Here is a 24,330-nt window from a genome sequence, read left to right as displayed (position 1 = left end):
CCGGGTGGTCTTATCGGGCCGGTTGACCTCGATCACCTCGATCCCGGCCGCCAGCAGATGCACCGTCAACCCGGCCCCATACGAACCGGTCGACTCGACCCCGATCGCGGTGATCGGTCCGTGGCCGGCGACCCAGTCCACCAACGCGGCATAACCCGCGCGGGAGACCGGGAACTCCCGATCAGCCAACAACACCCCGGTCTCGGTGAGCACGACCGCGTGATGGGTGCGTTGATGGGTATCGACCCCGGCCACCACCGGGGTCGGGTCTTGAGGCGTGGCATGGTTGGTGGTCATCATGGGTGATGTCTCCCTCTACAACTGGATCGAGGGATGACCTCCCAGGCCGGGCGGACACCACAGTGATGAGACACCGATCAAGGTCCTATCAAGTCACACCCGCCCGGTCTGGCCATCCAAACCGAAAGAGGGGCCCGGCGGGCCGGCCGTCGACAAGTCGCGTTCAAGGCACCCAACCAACAGCGCCAGTGTCGAGATCGGTCAAACGAACAACCCAGACCCCAAAGACATCATCCCCAAGGCCACCGGACCCCCACCACCATCCTCACTGTGTCGAGATGAACCCGGTCAGTGGCCGTCGCCGATGGGGTGTTGCCGGACCCGGTGTCGCAGATGCCGCCGCGGCGTACGATTGCGGTCCAATCCCTGTGGTGGCAGGAACTCCGGCAGCCCATCGGCGGGATTCAGGCGGACCTCCCAGCGATTTTCGTTGTGCAGTCGGGTTCTTGATGGTTCGACCAGGGCGTGGTGGTGCGGGCAGAGGAGTACGCCGTTGTCGAGACTGGTCGGTCCGCCACACCACCAGGGGCGGATGTGGTGAGCGCCGCAGCGACGGGCGGGTTGGTCGCAGCCGGGGAAGATGCAGCCACCGTCACGGGCAATCAGGGCAGCGCGGAGCTCACCGGTGAAGAAGCGGCGCAATTTCCCTACATCCAAGGGAATTCCGAGCCCGCCGAGGACGATGGGGATGATCTCGGCATCGCAGGCCAGGAGGCGGAGTTGTTGCGCGGACATCGGGCCGGCTGTGGTGTCGGTGCAGCCGATGCCGCGACGCAGGGTATCCAGGTCGACGGTGACGTTCACCCGGGCGCGATCGGCGTCGTGGGCGGGTGCGTGCCGGGCGTCGGCGTACGCCTGGGCGACCTCCATGAGTGCGTCCGCGCGGCGCATCGCCCGCGACGGGCGGCCGCCACACAATCCACACGACGGCCCCGCGCAGGACGATCCGCAGAGCGGTGGTTCGTCGGCCCGGTGCCGATCGACCAGTGCATCCAACAGCGCGGTCAGCTTCTCGCCCTCGGCAGCTGGGAGCTGACCCTTGATGTGGGTCGAACCGTGGCCGTCGTGGTGCAGATGGAGTGCACGGTTGCGGCGAGCCGACTGCTCTTCCTGCTCGAGTCGGCGTTCCAGCAGGGCGTCGGCGTGGTCGGGTCGATCACCTCGACGAGTCGGTTGCCGAGTTCGCGCAGCTCGACCGGATCCCAGCGTTGGGCCTGTTCGACCATGGTCTGCTGGGCGGCGGTTTCCTTGCCTGGTGGCAGATCCGGCGGCAGATGCTTCAACGATTCCAGGATCGCGGTCGCCTGCCGAGGTGAGATCGCGGCCTCGGCCAGTGCCCGCCACACCAACGGTGCGTCCATCGTCCGGATGGCCTCGCGGAGCACCCCCGCAGCCTGATTGCCTGCGTAGGCGTGGCTTTCCCGCAACCAGGTCGTGGTCCGCACCCCGTGCACCTGCCGCGTGGCGTTGCTCGTGCTGATGCCGGCCAGGGTCCGGGTGGAGTGCGCCTGGAAGCGGGCGGCGATCCGTTCGTTGACCTCGGCGACGTGCAGCCTCTGCTCGTCGGTGAGCAACCGCTCGTCACCGTCGGCGAGGAGTTGGCGCAGCAGTTCGTCGACCGTCTCCACGGTCTCGACGTAACGTGCTGCGCTGCAGGTCATGTCCCCATTCAATAGAACGGGTCTGACAGTCTCGGCCCGGATTGCCCGCACTGGCGAGAAATCTCGAAATCTGTGGACAACTTTCTGACCGCCACGCCTGGACTGTCAGTGCCTCCCTGGATGCTGGGAATCCCCAGGAGAGGAAGACATCATGAGAACCGTAGAGCACAGCGAACTGTTCAACCGGGCCGTTGAGGTCCGGCGAAGGATGGCGGACCGCTACGAAGCCATCCGCGGGCGACGCAACTGGATCACGATCGCCCTCTGGATCGTGCTTGGAATGGGCGGCGCCTGGGTGCTTGCCAGGTCCACCGCTCACGTCGTCGACTTCGTTGCGGGCTTCCTGGCACTGATGGCCAGCGTGCTGGGCATCGTCTTCACGCTTCCGCTGGTCCTCAGTTCCCGGACGGTCGACCAATGGCGCCGGTTCTGCGACTGGGCGCGCCCCTTCGGCTGGTGCCTGATCGTCCTGCTCCTGATCGGACTCGCGGCGTTCCAGTGTCTGATCCAGGCGCAGGCGCCCGCGGGCATCGAGAGACTCAAGTGGCATCTAGCGGTCCTGTTCCTGCAGGTGCTTCTCGCGGGCATCACCCAGACCGGACATTCGGGTCTGGCGATCGTTTCCACCAGGGTCCGCGACGGCGTCATGTGGCAGCGGCGGAATGCGAGGCTCTGGCTGCTGGCCCAGTTCATGGTCCTGGAGGGTGTCGTGCTGACACTCTGGGATACCGAGGCGTGGTCGATCGGCACTGCCGGCGTCGTGGTTGCCCTCGGGCTGTTCGTCGTGACGAGCCACCGGAGCCGGATGCAACAGATCGCGACTACCCGGGAGGAGCTTGTCGCGAGTCTGACCGGACTCCAGGTGGGCTTCGATCGTTCTGAAGATCGTGTATCCCGGGATCATCTGGCCGACCCGCTGAGGCTGCTGCAGAACCTGTGCAACGAGGATGTCTCCAACCCACGCACCGCGTTCTTCGGTCGAACCTACGTGGACGACGACCTCGCGCTGATCGTCAGCTATGTCACCAACCGGCTTCTGGGAGGTCGTCAGAGCCCGCGCCAGCGCGGTTACGCGCAATACTTCCGCAGAGGCACGGGTGAGCTCACCGCGCTGGACGCGCTCGGCGCTGAGGAACTGGCGTCCGGTCTTCGGGACCTCACCGATGAACTGCGGCACCGGCTGCACCACCCGATCGCCGAGAAGAAGTCGACGAGCGACGCGTTCTTCAATGTGCCGACCAACAGGATGTGGGATGCCTGGCAGCGTGACTAGGGTGCCCATGTGCCCGACCCCATCCAACTCATCGCCACCGATCTCGACGGGGACCCTGCTGCGCAGCGACCTGAGCATCGGTCCGCGGACCGCCGAGGTGCTCGATCGGGTGCGCGAGCGCGGGATCCTGGTGGTCCCGGTGACGGCCCGCCAGCCCGGGCCGCTGCTGCAGGTGACCGGCGCGGCGAACTTCGACGGCTGGGCGATCTGTGCCAACGGGGCGTTCGCCGAGAACCTCGGCACCGGGGAGGTCGCGTACGCCCGGACCCTCGCCCCACCGATCCAGGCCGAACTCGCCACTCGCCTCCGCGAGCTCGCCCCCGACGTGGGGTTCGCGGTGATCCGCGATCTGGGACGCACCTTCTGCGCCGAGGCCGGATACCGACAACTTCTGGCCGATGGTGATCATGGAAGACCGATCCGCGAGATCATGATCATCGATGGTCCGGAGCTGTTCTCCGAACCCTGCGTCAAGTTCGTCGCCCGTGACCCCAGCATCCCGGCCGCCGAGCTGGAGTCCTTGATCAACTCAGTGTCGATCAAGGAAATCACTGCCACTCGCTCCGGTGCCCCCTTCGTCGAGGTGGCCGCCGCCGGCGTCGACAAGGGCAGCGGTCTGGCCAGGCTGTGCAGCCGCCTCGGCATCGACCGGCAGGCCGTGGTCGCCTTCGGGGATGCCCCCAATGATGTCGAGATGCTGCGCTGGGCCGGCCGCGGGATCGCGATGGTCGACGCCGACCCGCTCGCGATCCGGGCCGCCGACGAGATCCTGTCCGCCGGCAACGACGCCGAGGCGGTCGCCGACTGGCTGGCGACCCGCCTGCTCCGATCTCTTGGGGCCAACCGGCCGGTCGGCGCTCGCAACACCGGCGATAACTGCTGACGAAGTCGGGGTCTCTTGCATTTGTTACTGGCCAGTAGTTCAATGGATCGTGAAGCCCAGACTGCTGTCGTTCCAATGAGGTAGCCCCATGACGCACTACAAGTCCAACCTGCGTGACATCACCTTCGATCTCTTCGACGTGCTCGGCCGCGACGCCGTGCTCGGCACCGGACCGGCCGAGGACATGGACCGCGAGACCGCCGAGGCGGTGCTCAGCGAGATGGAGCACCTCTGCGCGACCCGGATCGCCGAGCCCTACGCCGAGGGTGACCACAACCCCCCGATCTACGACCCGCAGACCCGCACGGTGACGATCCCGGAGTCGACCAAGCAGGCGTTCAAGCAGTACATGGACTCCGACTGGTGGCGGCTCGAGCTGCCCGAGGTGCTCGGCGGCCAGGAGACCCCGCCCTCGCTGCGTTGGGCCGCGATGGAGCAGATCCTCGGTGCCAACCCGGCGCTCTACATGTATTCCGCGGGCCCCAAGTTCGCCCAGGTCGTGCACGAGAACGGCACCGAGCGGGACCAGAAGATCGCCCAGCACATGGTCGACCGCCAGTGGGGCGCGACGATGATCCTGACCGAGCCCGATGCTGGCTCCGACGTGGGCGCCGGGCGTACCCGGGCCCTCCCGCAGGCCGACGGCACCTGGCACATCGAGGGCGTGAAGCGCTTCATCACCTCCGGTGAGCAGGACATGACCGAGAACATCATGCACCTGGTGCTCGCCCGCCCCCACGGCGTCGAGGGCGTCGGCGGCCCCGGCACCAAGGGTCTCTCGCTGTTCCTGGTGCCCAAGTACATGTTCGACCTGGAGTCCGGCGAGGTCTTCACCGATCAGCGCAACGGCGTGTACGCCACCAATGTCGAGAAGAAGATGGGTCTGAAGGTCTCCGCCACCTGCGAGATGACCTTCGGTGACGGCGCTCCTGCCGTCGGTTGGCTGCTCGGCGAGGTGCACGACGGCATCGCGCAGATGTTCCAGGTGATCGAGCACGCCCGGATGATGGTCGGCACCAAGGCGATGGCGACGCTGTCCACCGGCTACCTCAATGCGCTGGAGTACGCCAAGCAGCGCGTCCAGGGTGCCGACATGCTGACCCCGGCCAAGGATGCGCCGCGCGTCACCATCACCCACCACCCCGACGTCCGCCGCTCGCTGCTCACCCAGAAGTCCACCGCCGAGGCGCTGCGGCTGCTGGTGCTCTACACCGCCAGCTGGCAGGACCGGGTCTGGCAGGCCGCGGCCGAGGGGCGTACCGACGAAGAGGCCGAGGGTGTCAACGATCTGCTGCTGCCGATCGTCAAGGGCTACGGCTCCGAGCGCGCCTGGACCACCCTGGGCACCGAGACCCTGCAGACCTTCGGTGGCTCCGGTTTCCTGCAGGACTACCCGATCGAGCAGTACGTCCGCGACGCCAAGATCGACACCCTCTACGAGGGCACCACCGCGATCCAGGGTCAGGACTTCTTCTTCCGCAAGATCGTCAAGGACCAGGGTCGGGCGATCGGCGTGGTATCCAAGCAGATCGAGGAATTCCTCGGCAGCGAGGGTCCGCTGACCGACGAGCGCAAGCTGCTCGGCCGGGCCGCGGAGGATGCCGCGCTGATGGTCGGCACGCTGACCCAGGTGCTGATGGGTGCGCAGCAGAACCCCAAGGACCTCTACAAGGTCGGGCTGAACACCAGCCGGGTGCTGATGGCCCTCGGTGACCTGGTCTGTGCCTGGCTGCTGATCCGCGCCGGTGAGGTGGCGCAGTCCCAGCTCGAGGGTGCCACCGGTGCCGAGAAGGACTTCCTGGCCGGCAAGATCGCCTCCGCCCAGTGGTTCGCCCGGACCCGGTTGCCGCAGCTGACCGCCGAGCGCAAGATGCTCGAGGCCACCACCCTGGATGCGATGGAGCTGCCCGAGTCGGCATTCTGATCGACCCGGCTGATCGACCCGGCTGATCGACCCGGCTGGGCGACCCGCCTGACCGGCCCGCGTCTCCCCGACCGCAGCCCCGGCCCACCGACTGGTGGACCGGGGCTGCGTCGCGTTTCAGTGGGCAGTGAAATGATCCTTACTGATCAATAAGGAAATGTGCCGTTCTGCGGAACGCGCAGTGGTGTCCCGCCTCGCTCGCCGCGGACACTCGATGCCAAGCACGCCTGATCGCAGCGAGCTCCTGCATCCGGGAAAGTGCGTCCACGGCGCGGTCCCGCGCCGCTCAGGCCTTCCCCGCGAAGCCCACGTCCGGCAGGCGCTGACGCCTGCCCGAAACAAGGAGCACCCATGTCCACTGCCCGACCCCGACTGGAGATCGCGCACCTCGCGCGAGCCGAGCTGATGACCCCCGACCTGGAGGGTTCGCTCTGGTTCTTCACCGAACTGCTCGGCATGCGGGAGACCGCCCGCGTCGGCGACTCCGTCTATCTGCGCGCCTTCGAGGATCCCTACCACCACTCGCTCAAGCTGACCGCCGCCGACCGCGCCGGGATCGGCGTGATGGGGTGGCGTACCACCTCCCAGGACGCCTTCGACCGCCGCCGGGACGCCGTCGACAAGGCCGGCCTCGGCCTCGGCCCGACCAGGGGCGACGAGGGCGTCGGTGAGACCTTCGCCTTCCAGACACCCGACGGTCACTCGATGGAGCTGATCTGGAACGTGGAGAAGTATCAGGCGCCGCCGGAGCTGCGCTCGCCGATCCTGACCCGCGCCTCGAAGCGCCCGCTGAAGGGCGTACCGGTCCGCCGCATGGACCACGTCAACCTGCTCGCCTCCGACGTGCGCGCCCAGAAGGATGCGCTGGAGCAGACCCTCGGCTTCGACGTCCGCGAAGTGATGGTCGACGGCAACGTCGATGTCGGCGCCTGGCTGAGCGTGAACCAGCTCTCCCACGAGATCGCGGTGATGAACGACGCGTCCGGCGCCAAGGGGCGCCTGCACCACCTCGCCTTCTATTTCGGCAGCCCGCAGTACAGCTTCGACTTCCTCGAGATCTGCCGCGAGAACGGCGTCCGCATCGAGATGGGCCCGGGCATGCACGGCGCGACCCAGGGCCTCTATCTCTACGTCTTCGAACCAGGCGGCAACCGGATCGAGTTCTTCGGCACCGTCGGCTTCCTCAACTTCGACCCCGACGTCGACACCAAGGTGTGGTCGGTGGAGGAGTTCATGAACGGCTGCGGCGTCTCGGTCGGCTCGTCGCTGTTCCCCGAGGAGTTCATGCTCTTCGGTACGCCGGTCGTCGACCTCGCCACCGGTGAGCCGATCGACGGCACCGGTGCCCGACTGGGTGCGCTGGCATGAGCCCGACCTTCGGCTTCCTGCACGGTTCCTGGCACACCGGGGGATGCTGGGAGCCGACCAGGCAGGCGTTGGAACGCCGCGGCGTACCGTCGGTCACGGTGACGATGCCGATCGACGATCCCACCCGGGGCGCCGCCGACTATGCCGAGCAGATCGTCGACCAGTGGCGTGGGATCGACGACCTGGTGGTCGTCGCCCACTCGGCCGGTGGATTGACCGCGCCGCTGCTGCCGGCGCTCCGCCCGGTACGCGGGATCATCTTCCTCGCCGCGCTGCTGCCCGAGGTGGGCGACAGCCTGGCGGGTCAGCGCGCCACCGGGCACCAGGTGATGACCGAGCAGTGGCTCACCGAATACCTCCCGCAGCAGGTCCGGTTGCCCGACGGGCGCACCGAATGGCCGGCCGAGCTGGCGCGGGAGATCTTCTACCACGACGTGGCGGATCCGGCCCTGGTCGAGGCCGCCCTCGCCGAGCTGCGGCCGCAGGCGATGACGCCGCTGACCGAGGTCACCCCGCTGGTGGAGTGGCCGAGCGTGCCGATGGACTACCTCGCCTGTGCCGATGACCGGGTGGTCTCCGCGGATGCCGGGTCGGCGCTGGCGCGGCAGCGGCTCGGGATCGAACCACGGCGGATGCCGGGCGGGCATTCGCCGTTCCTGGCCCGGCCCGACGAGCTCGTCGATCGGCTGCTCGAGGTGGCCGAGCAGCAGGGCTGACCGCCGGCAGCGCAGCGCGGCCATGGCGCCCCGCCGATCCGTCGGCGAGAATGACCCATGGACAACTCATCGAGATTCTCCCGCCGTGCCGCGCTGCTGGCCGCCGGTGGTCTCGCGCTCGCCACCGGTGCGCTCGGCGGCACCGCTGGATCCGCGTACGCCGCAGGGCGGCGGCGTACCCCGGCTCCCGAGACCATCGCGCTGCCGGACGGCCTCCGGCCCGAGGGCATCACCGCCTCGGCGACCGCGCTGTTCGTCGGCTCGCTGGCCGACGGCCGGATCGTCCGCGTCGACCCGGTGACCGGGGCGGTCACCACCGTGTGGGCCGGTCAGGCCGGCCGCCAGGTCCGCGGCCTGCGCCACGACCCGCGTTCCGGGCTGATCTGGGCCGCCGGCAACGTCGGCAGCGAGGCCCACGTCTGGGCGATCGACTCGAACACCGGGGCGGTGGTGTTCGACCAGCTGGTGCCCGGCGGGGTCTTCCTGAACGACCTGGTGGTGACCCGCGATGCCGTCTTCGTCACCGACTCCCGGGTCGACCGGCTGACCCGGATCCCGCTCACCACGGCGGGTACGCCGACCGGTGCGGCACCCACCTTCATCCCGTTGGGCGGTGCCTGGCCGGCCGGCGACGGTACCGCGGTGAACGCCAACGGCATCCGCGAGCTGCCCGACGGGTCGCTGATCCTGAACAACAGCCAGCACGGCGGCCTCTGGCAGGTCGACCCGGTGACCGGGGTGGCGCGGGAGATCCCGGTCTCCGGCGGGCCCGGGATCACCGGCGGCGACGGCCTGGAACGGTCCGGCGAGTGGCTCTACAACGTCCGCGGCAGCGGCCAGTACGAGGTCTCGGTGCTGAAACTGAGCCCCGACGGCAGCGGTGGCTGGCGGGCCAAGTGGCAGGGCGCGCGCAGCGACGAGACCCTCGACATCCCCTCCACCGCGGCCCTGCTGGGCGGCTGGTTGTGGGCGGTCAACGCCCGTTTCGGGGTGGCCTCGCCGGGCACCGCGTCCTACTGGATCACCCGGCTGCCGGCCCGCTGAGATCCTGGCGGGGTCACCGATAGCCTTGGGCCCTCGCCCGCCGTCGAGCACCCAAGGAGAACCGTGACCGCACCCCTGCGTACCGATGCCAAACTCGTGGTGTCCGCCTTCCTGGTCTCGGGGGTCGTGCATCTGGTGAAGCCGAAGGTGTTCAAGCCGCTGATCCCGAGCTGGGTGCCCGCGGACCGGGAGGTGATCGGTGCCTCGGGCATCGCCGAGTTGGTCTGCGCGGTCGGTCTGCTGCTGCCGGCCAGTCGGCGGGCCGCGGGGGTCGCGAGCGCGGCGCTGCTGGTCGCGGTGTTCCCCGGGAACGTGCAGATGACCGTCGACGCACTCGCCGGGACGAACCGGACCCGGCAGGCGATCACGCTGGCCCGACTGCCGCTGCAGCTCCCGTTGATCCGCGCGGCCTGGCGGGCCGGCCGCGACTGAACAAGGGCTGGATCCCCACCTGGTGAAACATCTGTGGGGGCGCCCGTACACTGTCGCCCGTGCCAGATGCCATCAGTCGTAGTCGCCGCCGGGCCGAGATCACGCGGGCCGCGATCCGCGCCTTCGCTCGAGGGGGTTACGACGGCACCACCCTGGCCGACATCGCCCAGGCCGCCGGGGTCTCCCAGCCCCGGATCAGTCAGATCTACGGCAACAAGGAGAACGCCTTCCTGGAGGCCCACGCGCAGGCCGCCGAGACGCTCACCCAGATGATCCAGGCCCGGGCCACGCCGCCGTTCTCCGCCGAACGGATGCTGGCCGGTTACTTCGATGTCGTCAGCCAGGATCCGGACAGCATGATGGTCATCTTCCGCGCCTTCACCTCCGCCTCCGCGGTACCCCGGATCGGGGTGGATGTCCGGCAGGTCCTCGGCGAGGTGGTCGACATCGTGATCAACGGGGCCGGTGGCACGTACGCCGACGCGCTCGACTTCCTGGGGCGCTGCTTCACGATCTATCACGTGCTGGCGGCCGATCTGCCGGGCCACGTCCAGGAGTCGGAGCATTTCGCGGGGGTCCTCGAGGAGCTGCGGCGGGGCCGGGACGAGACGCCCACCGACTGATCCCGGGCGTACCGGCGACTGGTCAGGGAATGGACCGGACCCCGGCGGCCCGGGGCGATGGTCTAACCTCCCGGACAGCCTGCCCGGCCGGGGCGGGTCGTCCCAGGGAGAGGTCGATGCGCATTCCACCCGCCCGCCGGCAGGAGTTGCTGCTCGAAGCCGCCTTCCGGGTGATGGCCCGTGACGGGGTCGCGGCCGCGACGACGCGTGCGGTCTGTGCCGAGGCGGACATGCCGCTGGCCAGCTTTCACTACGTGTTCGAGTCCCAGCAGGCCCTGATGGCCGCGCTGATCCGATCGGTGGTGCAGCGCGAATCCCACCTGGTGCCGGGGTTCGAGCCCAGCGGCGACCTGGGGTGCGACATCGAGAAGCTGCTGCTGAGCACTTTCGAGTTCGTCCGCGAGCACCCGGGTGAGGAGCAGGCGCTGCTCGAGCTCGGGCACTACGCCGCGCGTACGCCGGGACTGCAGGAGCTCGCCGGGTCGCGGTTCGAGGTCTCCGCGGCGGTGGTACGCGGTGCGCTGGACCAGCTCGAGGCCCGGTACGGGCCGTTGCGCACCGACCGCGAGCTGCTGGTGCAGTTGGTGATCACGGTGATCGAGGGCAACACGATGGTCTGGCTCAGCACTCGCGACGATGAGGCCTGTCGGGCCGGTCTGCGGGAGTTCGCCCGCCAGCTCACCGACCTCTGCCGGGCCACCGAATCCGGGGAAGTCTGAGAGTTCTGCGGGTTTTCTGAGAGAAACAGCCCCAAAAATTTCGTTTTTGCGGGCGAACCTGCTTAGACTCGCCCCGTCCTTGTCACGAAATGATCTCGACGCGAAGGCCTGATCTTGTCCGACTCTCCCGAGCAGCTGCCCGACTCGCTCGCCGATGACCGCATCGACGAGTCCGCTGTGGAGCATCTGCCCCAGCGGGCCCTGGTGGATGACGAGCCCGCCGGTGCCAGCGCGTTCCGCTCCCGGATCCGTCGTTTCGCGCTCCCCGGCGTACTGACCCTGTCGGTGCTCGCCGGGCTGGCGCTCGCCGGTGTCACCGGGCCGCGTCCCGATGACAGCAGCATCGCCGCGGCCCCGGCCGCCGCGACCGCTGCGCCGGCCGCCCCGCCCGAGGCGCGGACCGCCGATACCACCAGCCGGGATCAGTCCCGCACCGCGATCGACGTGCCGACCCCCGAGGCGAGCCCGTCGGAGGGCGTTTCCCCCGAGGGTCAGCAGCCGGCGCCGCGGCCCGCCGAGGCGCCGCTGATGAAGGTGTCCACCCTGGCGCCGTCGCCGACCAGCAAGCCGACCGTCGCCGGCACCCGGTACGCGACCGCGACCGTGAATGTCCGGGTCGAGGCGAGCGCCGACAGCGACAAGATCGGTTCGGTCGCCGAAGGGGACGCCGTCTCCATCACCGGCAAGACCGCCTCCGGCTTCAGCCAGATTCTGCTCGACAGCAAGACCGGCTGGGTCTCCAGCGAATACCTGAGCAGCAACAAGCCCAGCGCCTCCGCCAAGCCGAGCGCCCCGGCCAGCAGCAGCCAGAGCCGGTCGTCGACCCCGTCGAAGTCCTCCAGCTCCTCCAGCTCCGGCAAGACCGCCTCGGGCAACGGCCCCGCCGCCCCGGCCCCGGCTCCCGCCGGTTCGGGCAGCTGCAAGCCGGTCGCCGGCCTGCAGGCCAGCACCGCCCGCGTGCAGCAGGCCGTCTGCGCGAAGTTCCCCGGTGCCGCCGACAGCTACGGCGGCGTCCGACCGGACAACGTCGACTACCGGCACCCGGCCGGGCTGGCGCTGGACGTGATGATCTCGAACAGCTCCTCCGGCTGGCAGATCGCCGAGTGGGCCAAGGCCAACGCCGGCTCCTACGGCATCTCCCAGGTCATCTACCAGCAGAAGATCTGGACCACCCAGCGCTCCTCCGAGGGCTGGCGCTCGATGTCCGATCGTGGTTCGGCCACCGCCAACCACATGGACCACGTGCACATCTCCATCGGCGGTTCCTGAGCCGAGACCCGCGAAGCCCCCTGCTCCGGCAGGGGGCTTCGTCGTTTTCCGGGATCGTCGGGTTCGCCTACGCGCCGGGTTCCCAAAATGATCAAGGAATATCCGGACCTTCATCTGCAAACATACGTATGCAGGTACGAATATTCCATGATCATTTATTCTACCTACCTACCGGCCGTGGACGGGCTCGTCCCCGATGGCGCGGAGGCCAACCGCCGCCGGAGCCGTGGTCGGATCGTGCTGCTGTGTCATGGCCCACACGCTGTCCCGCAGGGGTGATCCAGGTCATATCACCCAGCGCATATCCAATTGGATTTCCCGTAGTCAGACGCCTATACTGAAGATGTCATTGGCGACAACCCCTAATCACAGAAAATTCCCCGACCTGCGGGTCAGGGTTCGTCGGAAAGATGAACAGCATGTCCTTCGCCAAGAACTTCCGCCAGCGTCGCGCCGCCAACCGCACCCAGCGGGCCGTGCAGCGCGCGATCAACAGCGCCGCCACCCCGGCGATGCGCGACGAGCTGATCCTCGTCGCCCAGCGCTCGCGCCTCTACTGAGCGATTGAGCCACCCCTGGGGCCACACCCCCAGGTAGCTGCTCCGCGGCCGCGGTCCTAGACCCCGCTGGCCCAGAGCAGCCCCGAGGACGGGCCGAGCCGGCCGGCGTACGCCACGGCCTGGGCATCACTCAAACCGGCCACGAAGTCGGTGATCGCCCGCCCGCGCGCCATCCGCGCGACGTCGCCGCGGTCGGTTCGCCCGTCCAACCACTCGGGATGCTCCTCGCGTACCCGCTGATGCCCCTGCTCGGACAGGGCCACCAGATCGAGCAACCGCCGCGGCGCCCTGGTCGCGTCGAACCGGTCGCTCAGCCACGAGTCGAAGGTCTCCACCAGATCGGTGAGCAGCATCGACTGGCCGCGCTGCACCATCGCCAGATCCGGGCGGTGCAGCACGAAGTACTGGTGCATGAACTTCAGCACCTGGATCTGGTGCCACTCCAGCGGGTTGACCGTCACCACCGGTGTCCGCGCGGTCGCCGGGTCCGGGTTCATCCGGACCGCCGCGGTGAAGTGGTCGATCCAGCGGCTCACGAACCCCGAGATCGCCCGGTCCGCCTCGCGTGACCCGTCGAACGGGGTCACCAGCACCCCGTCGACGAACTCGGTTCCGACGATCTTCACCGCCTCGGTGAAGATGTCGTCGTCGAACACCCAGTCATCCTTGTCCCGCGCCGCGCGCCGCAGCCGTTCCAGACCTGCACCCGGCTTGCGGACCAGGGTCTCCAGTTCGGCATCGGGTACGCCGAGCCAGCGCTCCTGCTCGCCCAGCCAGCTGCGGAACTCGCCCGAGATGGGGGAGTACTGCAGCACTCCGGAGCGGTGGAAGTCCTCCAGATCGTGCAGTGAGTAGGCGATGTCGTCGGCGAGATCCATCACCGCGCACTCCAGCGTCTGCCGGCCCGGCGGCAGTTCGAAACCCTGCAGCACCTCCAGCATCTCGGCCAGATCGGGGACGTAGGCGTTGAACTTCGCGGCCCCCGAGCCGTGCGCACCCGGGTTCGCCCCACGCGGCCGGTCCTGCCACTGGCTCGGATGCGGATCGGGTGCATGGAACCGGCCCCACGGATACTTCAACACCGCCGCCCGGGCCGCCGCGGTCAGGTTCAGCCCGTCGTCGTGTGCGCCGTGCACCTCCAGCTCGGTGATGATCCGGAAGGTCTGCGCGTTCCCCTCGAAACCGTCGGCCAGCCCGAACCGCTCCCGGGCGATCCGGTCCAGGGTGCGCTCGCCGAGATGGCCGAAGGGTGGATGCCCCAGATCGTGGGCGACGGCACCGGCCTGCGCGACGACGTGGTCCAGCCCGCCCCAGCGCTCGATATCGGCCGGGTCGGCGATCTGCCGCAACCCGACCGCGATCCCGCGCGCCAGCGCGGTGACCTTGATCGAATGGGTGAGCCGGTTGTGCACCACCCCGTCGGTCGCGTCGGCGGTGACCACCTGGGTGACATCGGCCAACCGGGCGAACGCCGGTGCGAACCGCAGCCGCTCCAGGTCCACCCGGAACTCCGATTCCGCCCCGGCGGTGAGCGGCTCCCAGAGCTCGCTCTCCTCGTGCCGACGCGCCAGGCGTACCTCATCCAGTTCGACGGGATCCTTGGCTGCGACCGGCATGCATCGAATCTAGCGCGCGCGGTCCGGATCGGTCAGCGGTCCAGCTCCCGCTCCAACTGGTCCTTGGTCATGTTCGAACGGCCCTTGATGCCCTTGCGTTTCGCCTCGGCGTACAACTGGTCTCTGGTACGCCCGCCGGGACCGCTGTGCGAGCGCAGGCCGCCGCGCCGTTCCGAGGAGATGTCTTCGGTCGAGGTTTTGCTGGCCTGCTTCGATTCGCCGGCGCGGGCGCGTTCCTTGTTCACCGTGCGGGCGGCGATCTCCTCGGCGGTGTCCTCGTCGCGGCCCCGTTCGGTGAGCCCTTCCTTGATGTGCTCGTACTGCCGCTCGCGCTTGTCCGACCACTGTTCCTGCGGGGTCATCCGGTCCTCCTCGATGAGAGTCGTTCCTCGACCCACGGTACCCGCGGGGACCTCGCCCCAACGGAGGCGGCCGGCGTCCTAGAGTTGGCCCCATGACCAGCGCTCCCGTTGATGCCACCGCCACCGCACCCTGGGCCACGCTCACCGACCTGGCCGACGCCTTCGAGCCCGATCTGCGGGGCTGGTTCGCCAGCGACCCGAAGCGGACCGAGGCGATGACGCTGACCGCCGGCGATCTGGTCGTCGACCTGTCCAAGAACCTGATCACCCCGCCGATCGCGCAGGCACTGGTGCAGCTGGCCCGCGAGGTCGGCGTACCCGAACGCGCCGAGGCGATGTTCCGCGGTGATCACATCAACGTCACCGAGGACCGGGCCGTGCTGCACACCGTGCTGCGGCTGCCGCGGGAGGCGAAGCTGACCGTCGACGGCCAGGACGTGGTCGCCGACGTGCACGGTGAGCTGGACAAGATGTACGCCTTCGCCGACCAGGTGCGCAGCGGCGAGTGGACCGGGGTCACCGGCAAACCGGTGCAGACCGTGATCAACATCGGTATCGGCGGATCTGATCTTGGTCCGGTGATGGTCTACGAGGCGCTCAAGCCCTACGGCAAGCTGGGCCTGGAGTGCCGCTTCATCTCCAACATCGATCCGACGGACCTGGCCGAGAAGACCTTCGGCCTGGACCCCGAGACCACGCTGTTCATCGTCGCCTCCAAAACCTTCAGCACCCTGGAGACCCTCACCAACGCCCGGCTGGCGCGGACCTGGATCCTTGATCAACTCCGCGAGCGGGGCATCGTCGGCGACAGCGAGGACGACGCCCGCCGCGCCGTCTCCCAGCATTTCGTGGCCGTCTCCACCGCTCTGGACAAGGTCGAGGCCTTCGGCATCGATCCGGCGAACGCCTTCGGCTTCTGGGACTGGGTCGGCGGGCGCTACTCGGTCGACTCGACCATCGGCACCTCGATCGCGATCTTCATCGGACCCGAACGGTTCGCCGATTTCCTGGCCGGCTTCCGGACGATCGACGAGCACTTCAAGAACACCCCGATCGCCGGCAACGTACCGATGCTGATGGGCCTGCTGAACGTCTGGTACGACAACTTCCTCGGTGCGCAGAGTCACGCCGTGCTGCCCTACAGCCAGTACCTGCACCGCTTCCCGGCCTATCTGCAGCAGTTGACCATGGAATCCAACGGCAAGTCGGTGCGCTGGGACGGCAGCCCGGTCACCACCTCCACCGGCGAGGTGTTCTGGGGTGAGCCCGGCACCAACGGCCAGCACGCCTTCTATCAGCTGATCCACCAGGGCACCCGGCTGATCCCGACCGACTTCATCGCCTTCGCCAACCCGGCCCATCCGCTGAAGGACGGCGACGCCGACGTGCACGAGCTGTTCCTGGCGAATTTCTTCGCCCAGACCAAGGCGCTCGCCTTCGGCAAGACCGCCGACGAGGTGCGGGCGGAGGGTACGCCGGAGGAGATCGTGCCGGCGCGGGTCTTCTCCGGCGACCGGCCGTCCACCTCGATCATGGCCCCGGAGCTGAGCCCCTCGGTGCTGGGCCAGCTGATCGCGCTCTATGAGCACATCACCTTCACCCAGGGCGTGGTCTGGGGGATCGACTCCTTCGACCAGTGGGGCGTCGAGCTGGGCAAGCAGCTCGCCAAGGAACTGACTCCCGCGGTCGGGGGTGACGAGGCCGCGCTGGCCGAGCAGGACCAGTCCACCAGTGCGCTGATCCGCTACTACCTGGCGCATCGTCGCTGAGGCGGCCGGGTCTTTCCCGGCCCAACTATTCTGGCGACATGCCCGCTGCTCGGTTCCTCAAGCGCGCGGTCGTGACGTGTGCGGTGGTGGGCGTGGCGGGTGCGCTGGCGGTGCTGGGTACGGCCGGATTCGTCCGGTCCACCGCCCAGCCGCAGACCTTCTCCGCCCAGAAGGTGCCCTTCGCCCCGGTGGCGCTGGTGCTCGGCGCGGAGATCTATCCCGATGGCACCCCCTCGCCCTATCTGAAGGGCCGTCTCGATCTGGCGCAGCGGTTGCTCGAGGCCGGCAAGGTCAAGGTGATCCTGGTCTCCGGGGACAACGGTGAGGAGCACTACAACGAGCCGGACGGGATGCGGAATTACCTGATCCGCAACGGGGTTCCGGCCGGCAAGGTGGTCGCCGACTACGCCGGCTTCGACACCTACGACTCATGCGTACGTGCCAAGCAGATCTTCGGTGTCGACCGGCTGACGCTGGTCACACAGGGCTATCACATCCCCCGCGCGGTGACGACCTGCCGGCTCGTCGGCGTCGATGCCCAGGGTGTCGGCGACTACTCCGTCCGCACCTATGGCAGCACCTGGCGTTCCGGCCAGGTGCGGGAACTCTTCGCCAACTTCAAGATGATGTGGGACGTCGCCACCCGCCGCACCCCGATCCTCGGCTCCAAGGAGACCAGCGTCACCGAAGCGCTGCGCTAGTGGGACCCACGCTCATCGAGTAGGCCGCCATGCGGAGCGAAGCGGAGCAATGGCAGCCGTGTCGAGATGACTCCCCGTCCCCTCCGAGGCTTCGACTCGCTGGCGCTCGCTCACCCGCCGTTGGCGTACCGCGTGTCCACCAACCGCTCCTCCCACCGGTCCAGGTCGGCCAGCTGATCGGTGAGCTTGGTCCGGATCCGCTGCACCGCCTCCGGGCCCAACGGCAACCGCAGTGGGGAATCCGGGTCCGCGACAGCGGCCAGGATGACGCGTGCGCCGGCGACCGGATCGTTGGGCTGCTGACCGTCCTGGTCGCCGAAACCGCGCCGCAGTTGCCCGGCCGGGGTCTCGTCGTACGCCGCCAGCGGTTCCGCCCGGCCGATCGAGCGGCCGGCGAAGTCGGTGCGGAACGGCCCCGGTTCGACGATCGTCACCCGGATCCCCAGGTCGCGTACTTCCCCGGCCAGCGCCTCCGACATTCCTTCCAGGGCGAACTTCGTGGTGGCGTAGGCCGCATGGCCGGGATTGCCGACCACCCCGCCCACCGAGGACAACTGCACGATGTGCCCGCCGCCCTGGGCGCGCAACTGGGGCAGCACGGCCCGGGTCACCCGGAAGGCGCCGAGCACGTTCACCTCCCACAGTGCGGTCAGTTCCTCGGGTGTCACCTCCTCCGCCGCACCCAGGTGCCCGTGCCCCGCATTGTTCACCAGCACGTCGATCCGGCCGTGCCGGGCGATGGCCTCGCCGACCGCGGCATCGATCGATGCCTGATCTGTGACATCCAGTCGCAGGGCATCGGTGAAGTCGGCGATCGCCCCGGTGTCCCGGGCCGTCGCGACGACGGTATGCCCCTGCTCCCGGGCCTGCTCGGCGATCGCGCGGCCGAAGCCGCTGCTCGTTCCGGTGATGAACCAGACAGCCATGTTCTCCTCCTGATATCTTGAGAATCAAGACATTAGATCATCTTGAGGTTCAAGATAAAGGGGCTCGGTGTGGACTCGGTCGAGAACGAACTCGAAATGTGGCTGGCACAGATGGACCCAGTGGATGCGGAGGTGGAAGCGGCGCGGCAGCGGATCGGCCGGCTCGCTCGGCAGTTCAACCGGGTGCTGGAGCGCGCGGCCAACGAGAACGGACTCAGCCTGGCCGACTGGGAGGCGCTCTCGGTGATCGAGCGCGCCGGGGGACCGTGCCGGCCCAGCCTGCTGATGGATCAACTCGGCCTCACCTCGGGCACGGTCAGTGTCCGGATCGCCCGGCTCACCGAGGCCGGCCTGGTCGAACCGGTGGCCGGGGCCGACGGCCGCAGCCGCCCGGTACGCCTGACCACCGCCGGACGGCGGCGCTGGCGGCGGGCCACCGCCACCCGGACCGCCATCGAGGCCGAGCTCTTCGGTGCGCTCGCCCCGGCCCAGCTCACCCGGCTGAATCCCTTGCTGGCAAGGCTGCTGGCGAGTTTCGAGGACGAGTTCGGGGTGGCTCCCCGGCACGACCGGACGGGCTGACCACGCTCAAACGCTCATCGAGTAGGCCGCCATGCGCAGCGAAGCGGAACAATGGCGGCCATGTCGAGATGAGCAGGTTGCGTTGGGTTCATCTCGACACGCTCGCTGCGCGAGCTACTCGATGAACGGAGGGGGATCGCTGCGCGAGCTACTCGATGAACGAGGGGGATCGCTGCGCGAGCTACTCGATGAACGGAGGGGGATCGCTGCGCGAGCTGCTCGATGAGCGTCAGGTGAGGGCGCGGGCCGCGACGAAGACCGACGCGGCGGCCCAGGCCTGCGGATGGCAGGAGGCGGGGTAGGGGATCGGCTCCGGGTCGCCCGACCACAGTTCCGGCAGCCGACCACGGAAGGCCTGCGAGGCGACCAGCAGTCCCTCGGCCAGTTTCCGTGCCTGGTCGACGAATCCGCCCACCAGCAGGCCCCGGATCGCGACCGCGGTGTCATGCGGCCAGACGCTGCCGCAGTGATAGCTGAGCGGGGAAGAACCGCCCTCGGTGCTCGCCATCGTGCGCAACCCCAACCCCGAGTCCAGATCCTCGCGTACCAGCCGATCGGCGACCAGCGCCTCCTCCTCGGCCGACAGGATTCCGGTACCGAGCAGATGCCCGATGTTCGAGGTCACCGAATCCACCGGCTGCTTGGCCGCATCCAGTGCCAGGGCAGGGAACCGGTCACCGTCGCGCTCGCACCAGAAGCGGGCCCGGAACCGATCCGCCAGCTCAGCGGCCCAGGTCTGCAACCGGGTCACCTCGCGGGCATCCTCCTCCGAGCCGTACGCCGCCAGCAGTTCCGCGCCCGCCCGCGCCGCCTGATGCGCGTAACCCTGCACCTCCACCAGTGCGATCGGCCCCTCGGCCCGCGAACCGTCGTGGAACCGGACCGAATCCGCCGAATCCTTCCAACCCTGGTTGGCCAATCCATGCCCGGTGGTGTCCAGATATTCGGCGAAGCCGTCACCATCGGCATCGGCCCCGCCGGTGATCCAACCCAACGCCGCGCGCAGGTTCGGCAGCAGCTCGCGCACCTCGGCCTCCGGCATCCCCGCCCGCCAGGCATCGTGCAGCAGACACACCCACAGCGCGGTCGCGTCGATGGTGCCGAAATACAGCGGCGGCAGCGTCAGCTCGGCCATCACATAGGTGCCGCGGCGCAGCTCGTGCATGATCTTGCCCGGTTGTTCCGCGGCCTCCGGATCCTCGCGGCGACCCTGGCGGGCGGCCAGCGTACGCAGGGTCGCGGCGGCCGGTCGCCAGTCCAGTTCGACCAGGAAACGCGAAGCCCACAACGAATCCCGGCCGAACAGGGTCAGATACCAGGGCGCACCGGCGGCGAAGAAGGTCTCCACCGGCCGATCCGCGGTCGCCAGTCGCAACCCGTTCAGATCGTGCAGCGACTGCCGCAGCCACGGTTCGAGCTGGGGCCGATAACGGTCCGCGACCGGGCCGAGCGCCGCCTCGGCCAGCGCCGCCACCGGCAGTCCGGTGTCGCTCGGCGCCACCAGCACACCCCCACCGTCGCGCATCGTCAACCGCCACTGCAGCCGCAGCTCACCCCCGACCGGCAGCGGTGCCCGCCAGCGCAGTCGCAACACCTCACCCTCGGCCAGCACCTCGGCACCCGGTGCCGAGAGGGTCGAGACCACGTCCTCGCCGAAGCTGACCGATTCCCCGGAATCCGCGTCTGGGAAGGTGATCGGCGGCTGCGGCGTACCCTGCTTGATCGCCCCCACATTGCTGCCGTCGCTGGCCAGCAGCACCTCCAGCAGCACCGCCTCCCGATCCAGATCATCCAGCCCGCGCAGGGTCAGCGTCTCGGTCAGCTCACCGGGGCGGACCGCCCGCCGCCGCTCCAACCGCAGCTCCGGATCCTTCGGCCCCTGGACCGTCGAGACGAAGACCGTCTCCGCACCGTCGGCGTACCAGGCCAGCGGCGTCAACCGCTCACCGTCGACAAGCACCTCGTTGCGGCACAGGGTCCGGACGTCGGCGTGCAGCACACCCTCCGCGCGCCCCGGTGCCATGTCCCCGGACGCCCCGGACAGCGCCACCGTCGGCGCGGCCACCGTGGTCACCAGGTCGTGCAGGGCCTGCGCGGCCCGGGCCGCCGCCGTCCGCCGGGCGAGTTCGCCGGATTCGCTCACCGTCACGTCATTTCCTCTGCTGCTCGGCGTCCTCGGACACGGTTCCGATCATGGTCTCCATCACATCCTCGAGCATCACCCAGCCGACCGGTTCACCGTTCTCCGCGTCGGTGACCGCGGCCAGGTGCGCGCCGCTGCGCTGCATCGGGCGCAACGCCTCGAGCAGGGTCGCACCGCTCGACACCCGAACCAGCTCCCGGATCGCCGCCCTCGGCAGCGTGCGATCGGGATCGAGCGTCGGATCGAGCAGATCCTTCAGATGCACATATCCGACCCAGCCGGTCTCGCCGCGGACCGGGAACCGGGAGTGGCCGAATCGGACGCAGGTCTCCTCGGCCTCGGCAACCGTGTCGGATTCGTCGAGCGCGATGATCTGCTCGACCGGGATCGTCACCTCGGCGACCCGGCCGCTGTTCATCGTCAGGGCGCCGGCCATCAGCTGATGCTCAGTGTCCTCCAGCAGACCGCGTTCGTGCGACTCCTCCAGATATCCCGGCACGTCCTCGACGCTGACGGTGGAGGAGACCTCCTCGGTGGGTTTCACCTTGAGCAGTTTCAGGACACCGTTGGCGATCGCGTTCAGCAACCAGAGCACCGGGCGCAGGGCCAGACAGATCAGATACATCGGCGGTCCGAGCAGCAGCGCCACCCGTTCCGGCCCGGCGATCGCCAGATTCTTCGGCACCATCTCGCCGAGCACCATGTGCAGATAGACCACGACCGCCATCGAGATCACCAGCGACACCGGATGCATCAACCCCTCCGGCAGGTGCACCAGCTCGAACAGTGGGGTGAGCAGATGGGCGATGGCCGGTTCACCGAGCGCGCCCAGCGCCAGCGAGCAGACCGTGATGCCGAGCTGGGCGCCGGCCATCATCGTCGAGACGCGATCCATCGCCCGCACCGTCCAGCGGGCACCGGGGCGCCCGTGCGCGGCGGCCTCCTCGATCGGGGTACGCCGCGCCGCGACCAGGGAGAACTCCGCTCCCACGAAGAATGCGTTGCCCAGCAGGAAAAGCACCGCCAGGGCGATCGCCAGACCGTCACTCATCGGCGTCCTCCGGATCCGGCAGCACCTCGAGCTCCGCCTCGGCCACCCGGCGGCCGTCCAACCGACGGACGGTGAGCAGCACCGGCACCTCGGGGGAGATGCCGTCGGCGTCGGGATGGGCGTGGTCGCGGCCGGTCGCCTCGACGGTGTCACCGACCTGGCTGAACCGCTCCAACCGTTCGGTGATCAGCCCGCCGAGGGTCTCGCTGGCCAGCCCTTCGGGCAGCTCCAATCCGATCAGGCGGCGCACCTCGTCCGGGCGCACCAGGCCGGAGAGCACCCAGTGGCCGGGGCCGAGTTCGGTGATCTGGTCCTGCGGGCGGTCCTGTTCGTCGGTGATCTCGCCGACGAGCTCCTCCATCAGGTCCTCCAGGGTGATGATGCCGTCGGTGCCGCCGTATTCATCGATGACGATCGCGAGCTGCAACCCACCGCGCAGTTGGCCGAGCACGTTGTCCAGGGGCATCGATGCCGGCACCGCCGGCACCGTGCGGACGATCTCGCCGAGGCGTACCCGGTCCCGATCCTCCGCCGGCACGGCCAGCGCATCGCGGAAGTGCGCGGCGCCGATCACGTCGTCGGCGTCCTCCCCGATCACCGGGAAGCGGGAGTGACCGGTACGCCGGGCGGCGGCGAGCAAGCGGTTCACCGGCACGGTCGCGTCCAGGAAATCGGCCCGGGCCCGCGGGGTCATCGCATCGGCGGCGAACCGCTGCCCGAGTTCGGCGGTCTGCTGCATGTGTTCGGCAAGGGCCGGATGCAGGGTGCCCTCGCGGGCGGACCGGTACGCCAGCGCGCTCAACTCCTGCGGGGAATGCCCGGACGCCAGCTCCTCCGCCGGGGTGACCCCGAACAGCCGGACCACCGCATTCGCGGTGCCGTTGAAGAACCGCAGCAGCGGCCGGGTGACGGCGACGAAGGCGAGCTGCGGGGTGGCGATCCAGCGCGCCAGTCGCAGCGGTTCGGCGAGCGCCCAGTTCTTCGGTACCAGTTCGGAGAACACCATCTGGGCCAGCGTCGCCAGCACGAAGGCCAGGCCGAACGAGATCGGGGTGGCCACCCCCTCGCCGAGCCCGAGGCCGTGCAGCACCGGCCGAAGCAGTTCGGCGACCGATGGTTCGGCGATCAGACCGATCACCAGACTGGTGATGGTGATACCGAGCTGGCAGCCCGACAGCTGGGTGGACAGCGTGCCCAGGGCCCGCTGCACCGATTCCGCTCGGCGGTCACCCTGCTCGGCGGCCCGTCGGACCGCCGGGCGATCGACGGTGACGAGCGCGAACTCCGCCATCACGAAGAATCCACAGAGCGCGATCAGGACGATGACCAGCGCCAACAGCAGCCACGCCGTGGCCAAGAGAACCTCCCGGTTCGATTGATCTGTGCCGTTCGGGGCGCGAACCTGTGGCGCACCCCCGCTTCCCACACGTGCCGAGCCCCCCGCTCGAGGAGCAGGGGGCTCGGTGGGGAAGGATCAGGCGCCGACGTTGAAGGTGTCGGGGTCCGGGCCGATCCGGTTGCTGTCGTCCAGGCCGGCGATCTTCTGCATCGCCGCATCGTCCAGCTCGAAGCCGAAGACGTCGAAGTTCTCCTCGATCCGCTTCGGGGTGACCGACTTGGGGAACACCACCAGGCCGCGCTGCAGGTGCCAGCGCAGGATCACCTGGGCCGGCGTACGCCCCAGCTGCTCAGCCAGCTCGGTGATCACCGGGTTCTCCAGATCCTTGGCCTGGCCGAGCGGCGACCACGCCTCGGTGACGATGCCCTTGCTCTTGTCGAAGTCGACCATCGCGTCCTGGGTGAGGGTCGGATGCACCTCGATCTGGTTCACCGCCGGGGTGACGGTGCCCTTGTCCAGGATCAGCTCCAGGTGCTCGCGCTGGTGGTTCGAGACGCCGATGCTGCGGGTCAGGCCGTCGCGCTGGGCCTCCTCCATCGCCAGCCAGGCATCGAGGTACTTGTTCTGCTGCGGCACCGGCCAGTGGGTCAGGTAGAGATCGAGGTAGTCCAGGCCGAGCTTGCCCAGGCTCTCGGTGATCGCGGCACGGACATCACCGTGCCGGTCGTTCCACAGCTTGGTGGTCACGAAGAGCTGGTCACGGGGGATCCCGGACTCCTTGATCGCCTGGCCGACACCCTCCTCGTTGCCATAGATCGCGGCCGTGTCGATGTGCCGGTAACCGACCTCGAGGGCCTTGCGGACCGCCGGCACGATGTCCTCGGTGGACACCTGCCAGACCCCGAAACCGAGCTGGGGGATGGTGTGGCCGTCATTGAGGGTGATCGTGGGCACGTTCGTCATCAGTTCCTCCGATTCGTATGGGGTTGTCCGCCGCAGCCGCTGGTGGCGTACCCGAGGGACAGCACGGGCGACCGCGGTTTCATTCCCGGACCGGACAAAAAATCCT

24 protein-coding genes are annotated in these 24,330 nt (G+C 68.8%); 14 read left to right on the top strand and 10 right to left on the bottom strand.

What is annotated here, in order from left to right; all coding sequences use genetic code 11:
- The 3 genes from BI335_RS10410 to BI335_RS22275 all read right to left on the bottom strand — a co-directional run.
- The coding region (locus tag BI335_RS10410; protein WP_144009081.1) for an IS110 family transposase at window positions 1-300 on the bottom strand (300 nt) is incomplete at its 3' end.
- A gap of 288 nt (window positions 301-588) precedes the next feature.
- Window positions 589-1,374, bottom strand: a complete 786-nt coding sequence (locus BI335_RS22280) for an HNH endonuclease signature motif containing protein (protein ID WP_267489611.1) — start codon at window positions 1,372-1,374, stop codon at window positions 589-591.
- Complete coding sequence (locus BI335_RS22275; protein ID WP_144008658.1) at window positions 1,305-1,961, bottom strand: DUF222 domain-containing protein; 657 nt, start codon at window positions 1,959-1,961, stop codon at window positions 1,305-1,307. Before BI335_RS22275 ends, BI335_RS22280 begins: the two co-directional genes overlap by 70 nt.
- A 151-nt stretch (window positions 1,962-2,112) precedes the next feature.
- Here BI335_RS22275 and BI335_RS21395 point away from each other — a divergent pair, with 151 nt between their 5' ends.
- The 11 genes from BI335_RS21395 to BI335_RS21390 all read left to right on the top strand — a co-directional run bounded on the left by BI335_RS21395 (window position 2,113) and on the right by BI335_RS21390 (window position 12,772).
- A complete protein-coding gene (locus BI335_RS21395) occupies window positions 2,113-3,234 on the top strand; it encodes a hypothetical protein (protein WP_172421828.1) in 1,122 nt (373 codons plus the stop codon).
- A 7-nt stretch (window positions 3,235-3,241) separates the two neighbouring features.
- Window positions 3,242-4,117, top strand: a complete 876-nt coding sequence (locus BI335_RS10400; protein WP_172421826.1) for an HAD-IIB family hydrolase — start codon at window positions 3,242-3,244, stop codon at window positions 4,115-4,117.
- An 88-nt stretch (window positions 4,118-4,205) separates the two neighbouring features.
- Window positions 4,206-6,041: an acyl-CoA dehydrogenase gene (locus tag BI335_RS10395; RefSeq protein ID WP_094404423.1), complete on the top strand. Its 1,836-nt coding sequence runs from the start codon at window positions 4,206-4,208 to the stop codon at window positions 6,039-6,041.
- A 351-nt stretch (window positions 6,042-6,392) separates the two neighbouring features.
- Window positions 6,393-7,409: a VOC family protein gene (locus BI335_RS10390; protein WP_094356727.1), complete on the top strand. Its 1,017-nt coding sequence runs from the start codon at window positions 6,393-6,395 to the stop codon at window positions 7,407-7,409.
- Window positions 7,406-8,125 (top strand): alpha/beta fold hydrolase, encoded by a 720-nt coding sequence (locus BI335_RS10385; protein WP_094404424.1) that lies wholly within the window; start codon window positions 7,406-7,408, stop codon window positions 8,123-8,125. Before BI335_RS10390 ends, BI335_RS10385 begins: the two co-directional genes overlap by 4 nt.
- 57 nt (window positions 8,126-8,182) lie before the next feature.
- On the top strand, window positions 8,183-9,169 hold the full coding sequence (locus BI335_RS10380) for an NHL repeat-containing protein (protein ID WP_094404425.1): 987 nt from the start codon (window positions 8,183-8,185) through the stop codon (window positions 9,167-9,169).
- A gap of 63 nt (window positions 9,170-9,232) precedes the next feature.
- Window positions 9,233-9,601: a DoxX family protein gene (locus BI335_RS10375; RefSeq protein ID WP_094356724.1), complete on the top strand. Its 369-nt coding sequence runs from the start codon at window positions 9,233-9,235 to the stop codon at window positions 9,599-9,601.
- 59 nt (window positions 9,602-9,660) lie between these two features.
- A complete protein-coding gene (locus tag BI335_RS10370; RefSeq protein ID WP_144009108.1) occupies window positions 9,661-10,224 on the top strand; it encodes a TetR/AcrR family transcriptional regulator in 564 nt (187 codons plus the stop codon).
- A 116-nt stretch (window positions 10,225-10,340) separates the two neighbouring features.
- The gene (locus BI335_RS10365; RefSeq protein WP_166646798.1) at window positions 10,341-10,943 is read left to right on the top strand and encodes a TetR/AcrR family transcriptional regulator; all 603 of its coding nucleotides are present in this window, start codon (window positions 10,341-10,343) and stop codon (window positions 10,941-10,943) included.
- A 114-nt stretch (window positions 10,944-11,057) separates the two neighbouring features.
- Entirely contained in the window at window positions 11,058-12,212 is a 1,155-nt protein-coding gene (locus BI335_RS10360; protein WP_094430752.1) for an SH3 domain-containing protein, read from the top strand.
- 419 nt (window positions 12,213-12,631) lie between these two features.
- Window positions 12,632-12,772, top strand: coding sequence for a hypothetical protein (locus BI335_RS21390; RefSeq protein WP_166646799.1), 141 nt, complete (start codon window positions 12,632-12,634; stop codon window positions 12,770-12,772).
- Between the two features lie 56 nt (window positions 12,773-12,828).
- On the opposite strand, the gene BI335_RS10355 is transcribed toward BI335_RS21390, so the two are convergent.
- Together BI335_RS10355 and BI335_RS10350 are read right to left on the bottom strand one after the other, a co-directional pair.
- Window positions 12,829-14,388, bottom strand: a complete 1,560-nt coding sequence (locus tag BI335_RS10355; protein WP_094426197.1) for a deoxyguanosinetriphosphate triphosphohydrolase family protein — start codon at window positions 14,386-14,388, stop codon at window positions 12,829-12,831.
- Between the two features lie 32 nt (window positions 14,389-14,420).
- Window positions 14,421-14,750: a plasmid stabilization protein gene (locus BI335_RS10350; protein WP_094430750.1), complete on the bottom strand. Its 330-nt coding sequence runs from the start codon at window positions 14,748-14,750 to the stop codon at window positions 14,421-14,423.
- 92 nt (window positions 14,751-14,842) lie between these two features.
- Between BI335_RS10350 and pgi the strand changes: the two genes are divergently transcribed.
- On the top strand, window positions 14,843-16,519 hold the full coding sequence (gene pgi, locus BI335_RS10345) for a glucose-6-phosphate isomerase (protein WP_094430748.1): 1,677 nt from the start codon (window positions 14,843-14,845) through the stop codon (window positions 16,517-16,519).
- A gap of 38 nt (window positions 16,520-16,557) precedes the next feature.
- Window positions 16,558-17,220 (top strand): SanA/YdcF family protein, encoded by a 663-nt coding sequence (locus BI335_RS10340; RefSeq protein ID WP_094356717.1) that lies wholly within the window; start codon window positions 16,558-16,560, stop codon window positions 17,218-17,220.
- Between the two features lie 110 nt (window positions 17,221-17,330).
- On the opposite strand, the gene BI335_RS10335 is transcribed toward BI335_RS10340, so the two are convergent.
- Entirely contained in the window at window positions 17,331-18,146 is an 816-nt protein-coding gene (locus tag BI335_RS10335; protein ID WP_094430746.1) for an SDR family NAD(P)-dependent oxidoreductase, read from the bottom strand.
- A 111-nt stretch (window positions 18,147-18,257) separates the two neighbouring features.
- Here BI335_RS10335 and BI335_RS10330 point away from each other — a divergent pair, with 111 nt between their 5' ends.
- A complete protein-coding gene (locus BI335_RS10330; RefSeq protein ID WP_229117628.1) occupies window positions 18,258-18,728 on the top strand; it encodes a MarR family winged helix-turn-helix transcriptional regulator in 471 nt (156 codons plus the stop codon).
- A 229-nt stretch (window positions 18,729-18,957) separates the two neighbouring features.
- Here BI335_RS10330 and BI335_RS10325 read toward each other — a convergent pair whose 3' ends face one another.
- The 4 genes from BI335_RS10325 to BI335_RS10310 all read right to left on the bottom strand — a co-directional run bounded on the left by BI335_RS10325 (window position 18,958) and on the right by BI335_RS10310 (window position 24,224).
- Window positions 18,958-20,871 (bottom strand): glycogen debranching N-terminal domain-containing protein, encoded by a 1,914-nt coding sequence (locus BI335_RS10325; protein WP_229119537.1) that lies wholly within the window; start codon window positions 20,869-20,871, stop codon window positions 18,958-18,960.
- Between the two features lie 7 nt (window positions 20,872-20,878).
- Window positions 20,879-21,922, bottom strand: coding sequence for a hemolysin family protein (locus BI335_RS10320; RefSeq protein WP_094430744.1), 1,044 nt, complete (start codon window positions 21,920-21,922; stop codon window positions 20,879-20,881).
- Entirely contained in the window at window positions 21,915-23,279 is a 1,365-nt protein-coding gene (locus BI335_RS10315; RefSeq protein WP_208109267.1) for a hemolysin family protein, read from the bottom strand. Before BI335_RS10315 ends, BI335_RS10320 begins: the two co-directional genes overlap by 8 nt.
- 117 nt (window positions 23,280-23,396) lie before the next feature.
- The gene (locus BI335_RS10310; protein WP_094356715.1) at window positions 23,397-24,224 is read right to left on the bottom strand and encodes an aldo/keto reductase; all 828 of its coding nucleotides are present in this window, start codon (window positions 24,222-24,224) and stop codon (window positions 23,397-23,399) included.
- Window positions 24,225-24,330: the final 106 nt, after the last annotated feature.

It is taken from the genome of Enemella evansiae, from assembly GCF_002250705.1.
In the GTDB taxonomy this organism is placed as follows: domain Bacteria; phylum Actinomycetota; class Actinomycetes; order Propionibacteriales; family Propionibacteriaceae; genus Enemella; species Enemella evansiae.
The sequence above is the reverse complement of the archived record's forward strand: the minus strand, read 5'-3'. Positions and strand labels throughout refer to the sequence as shown.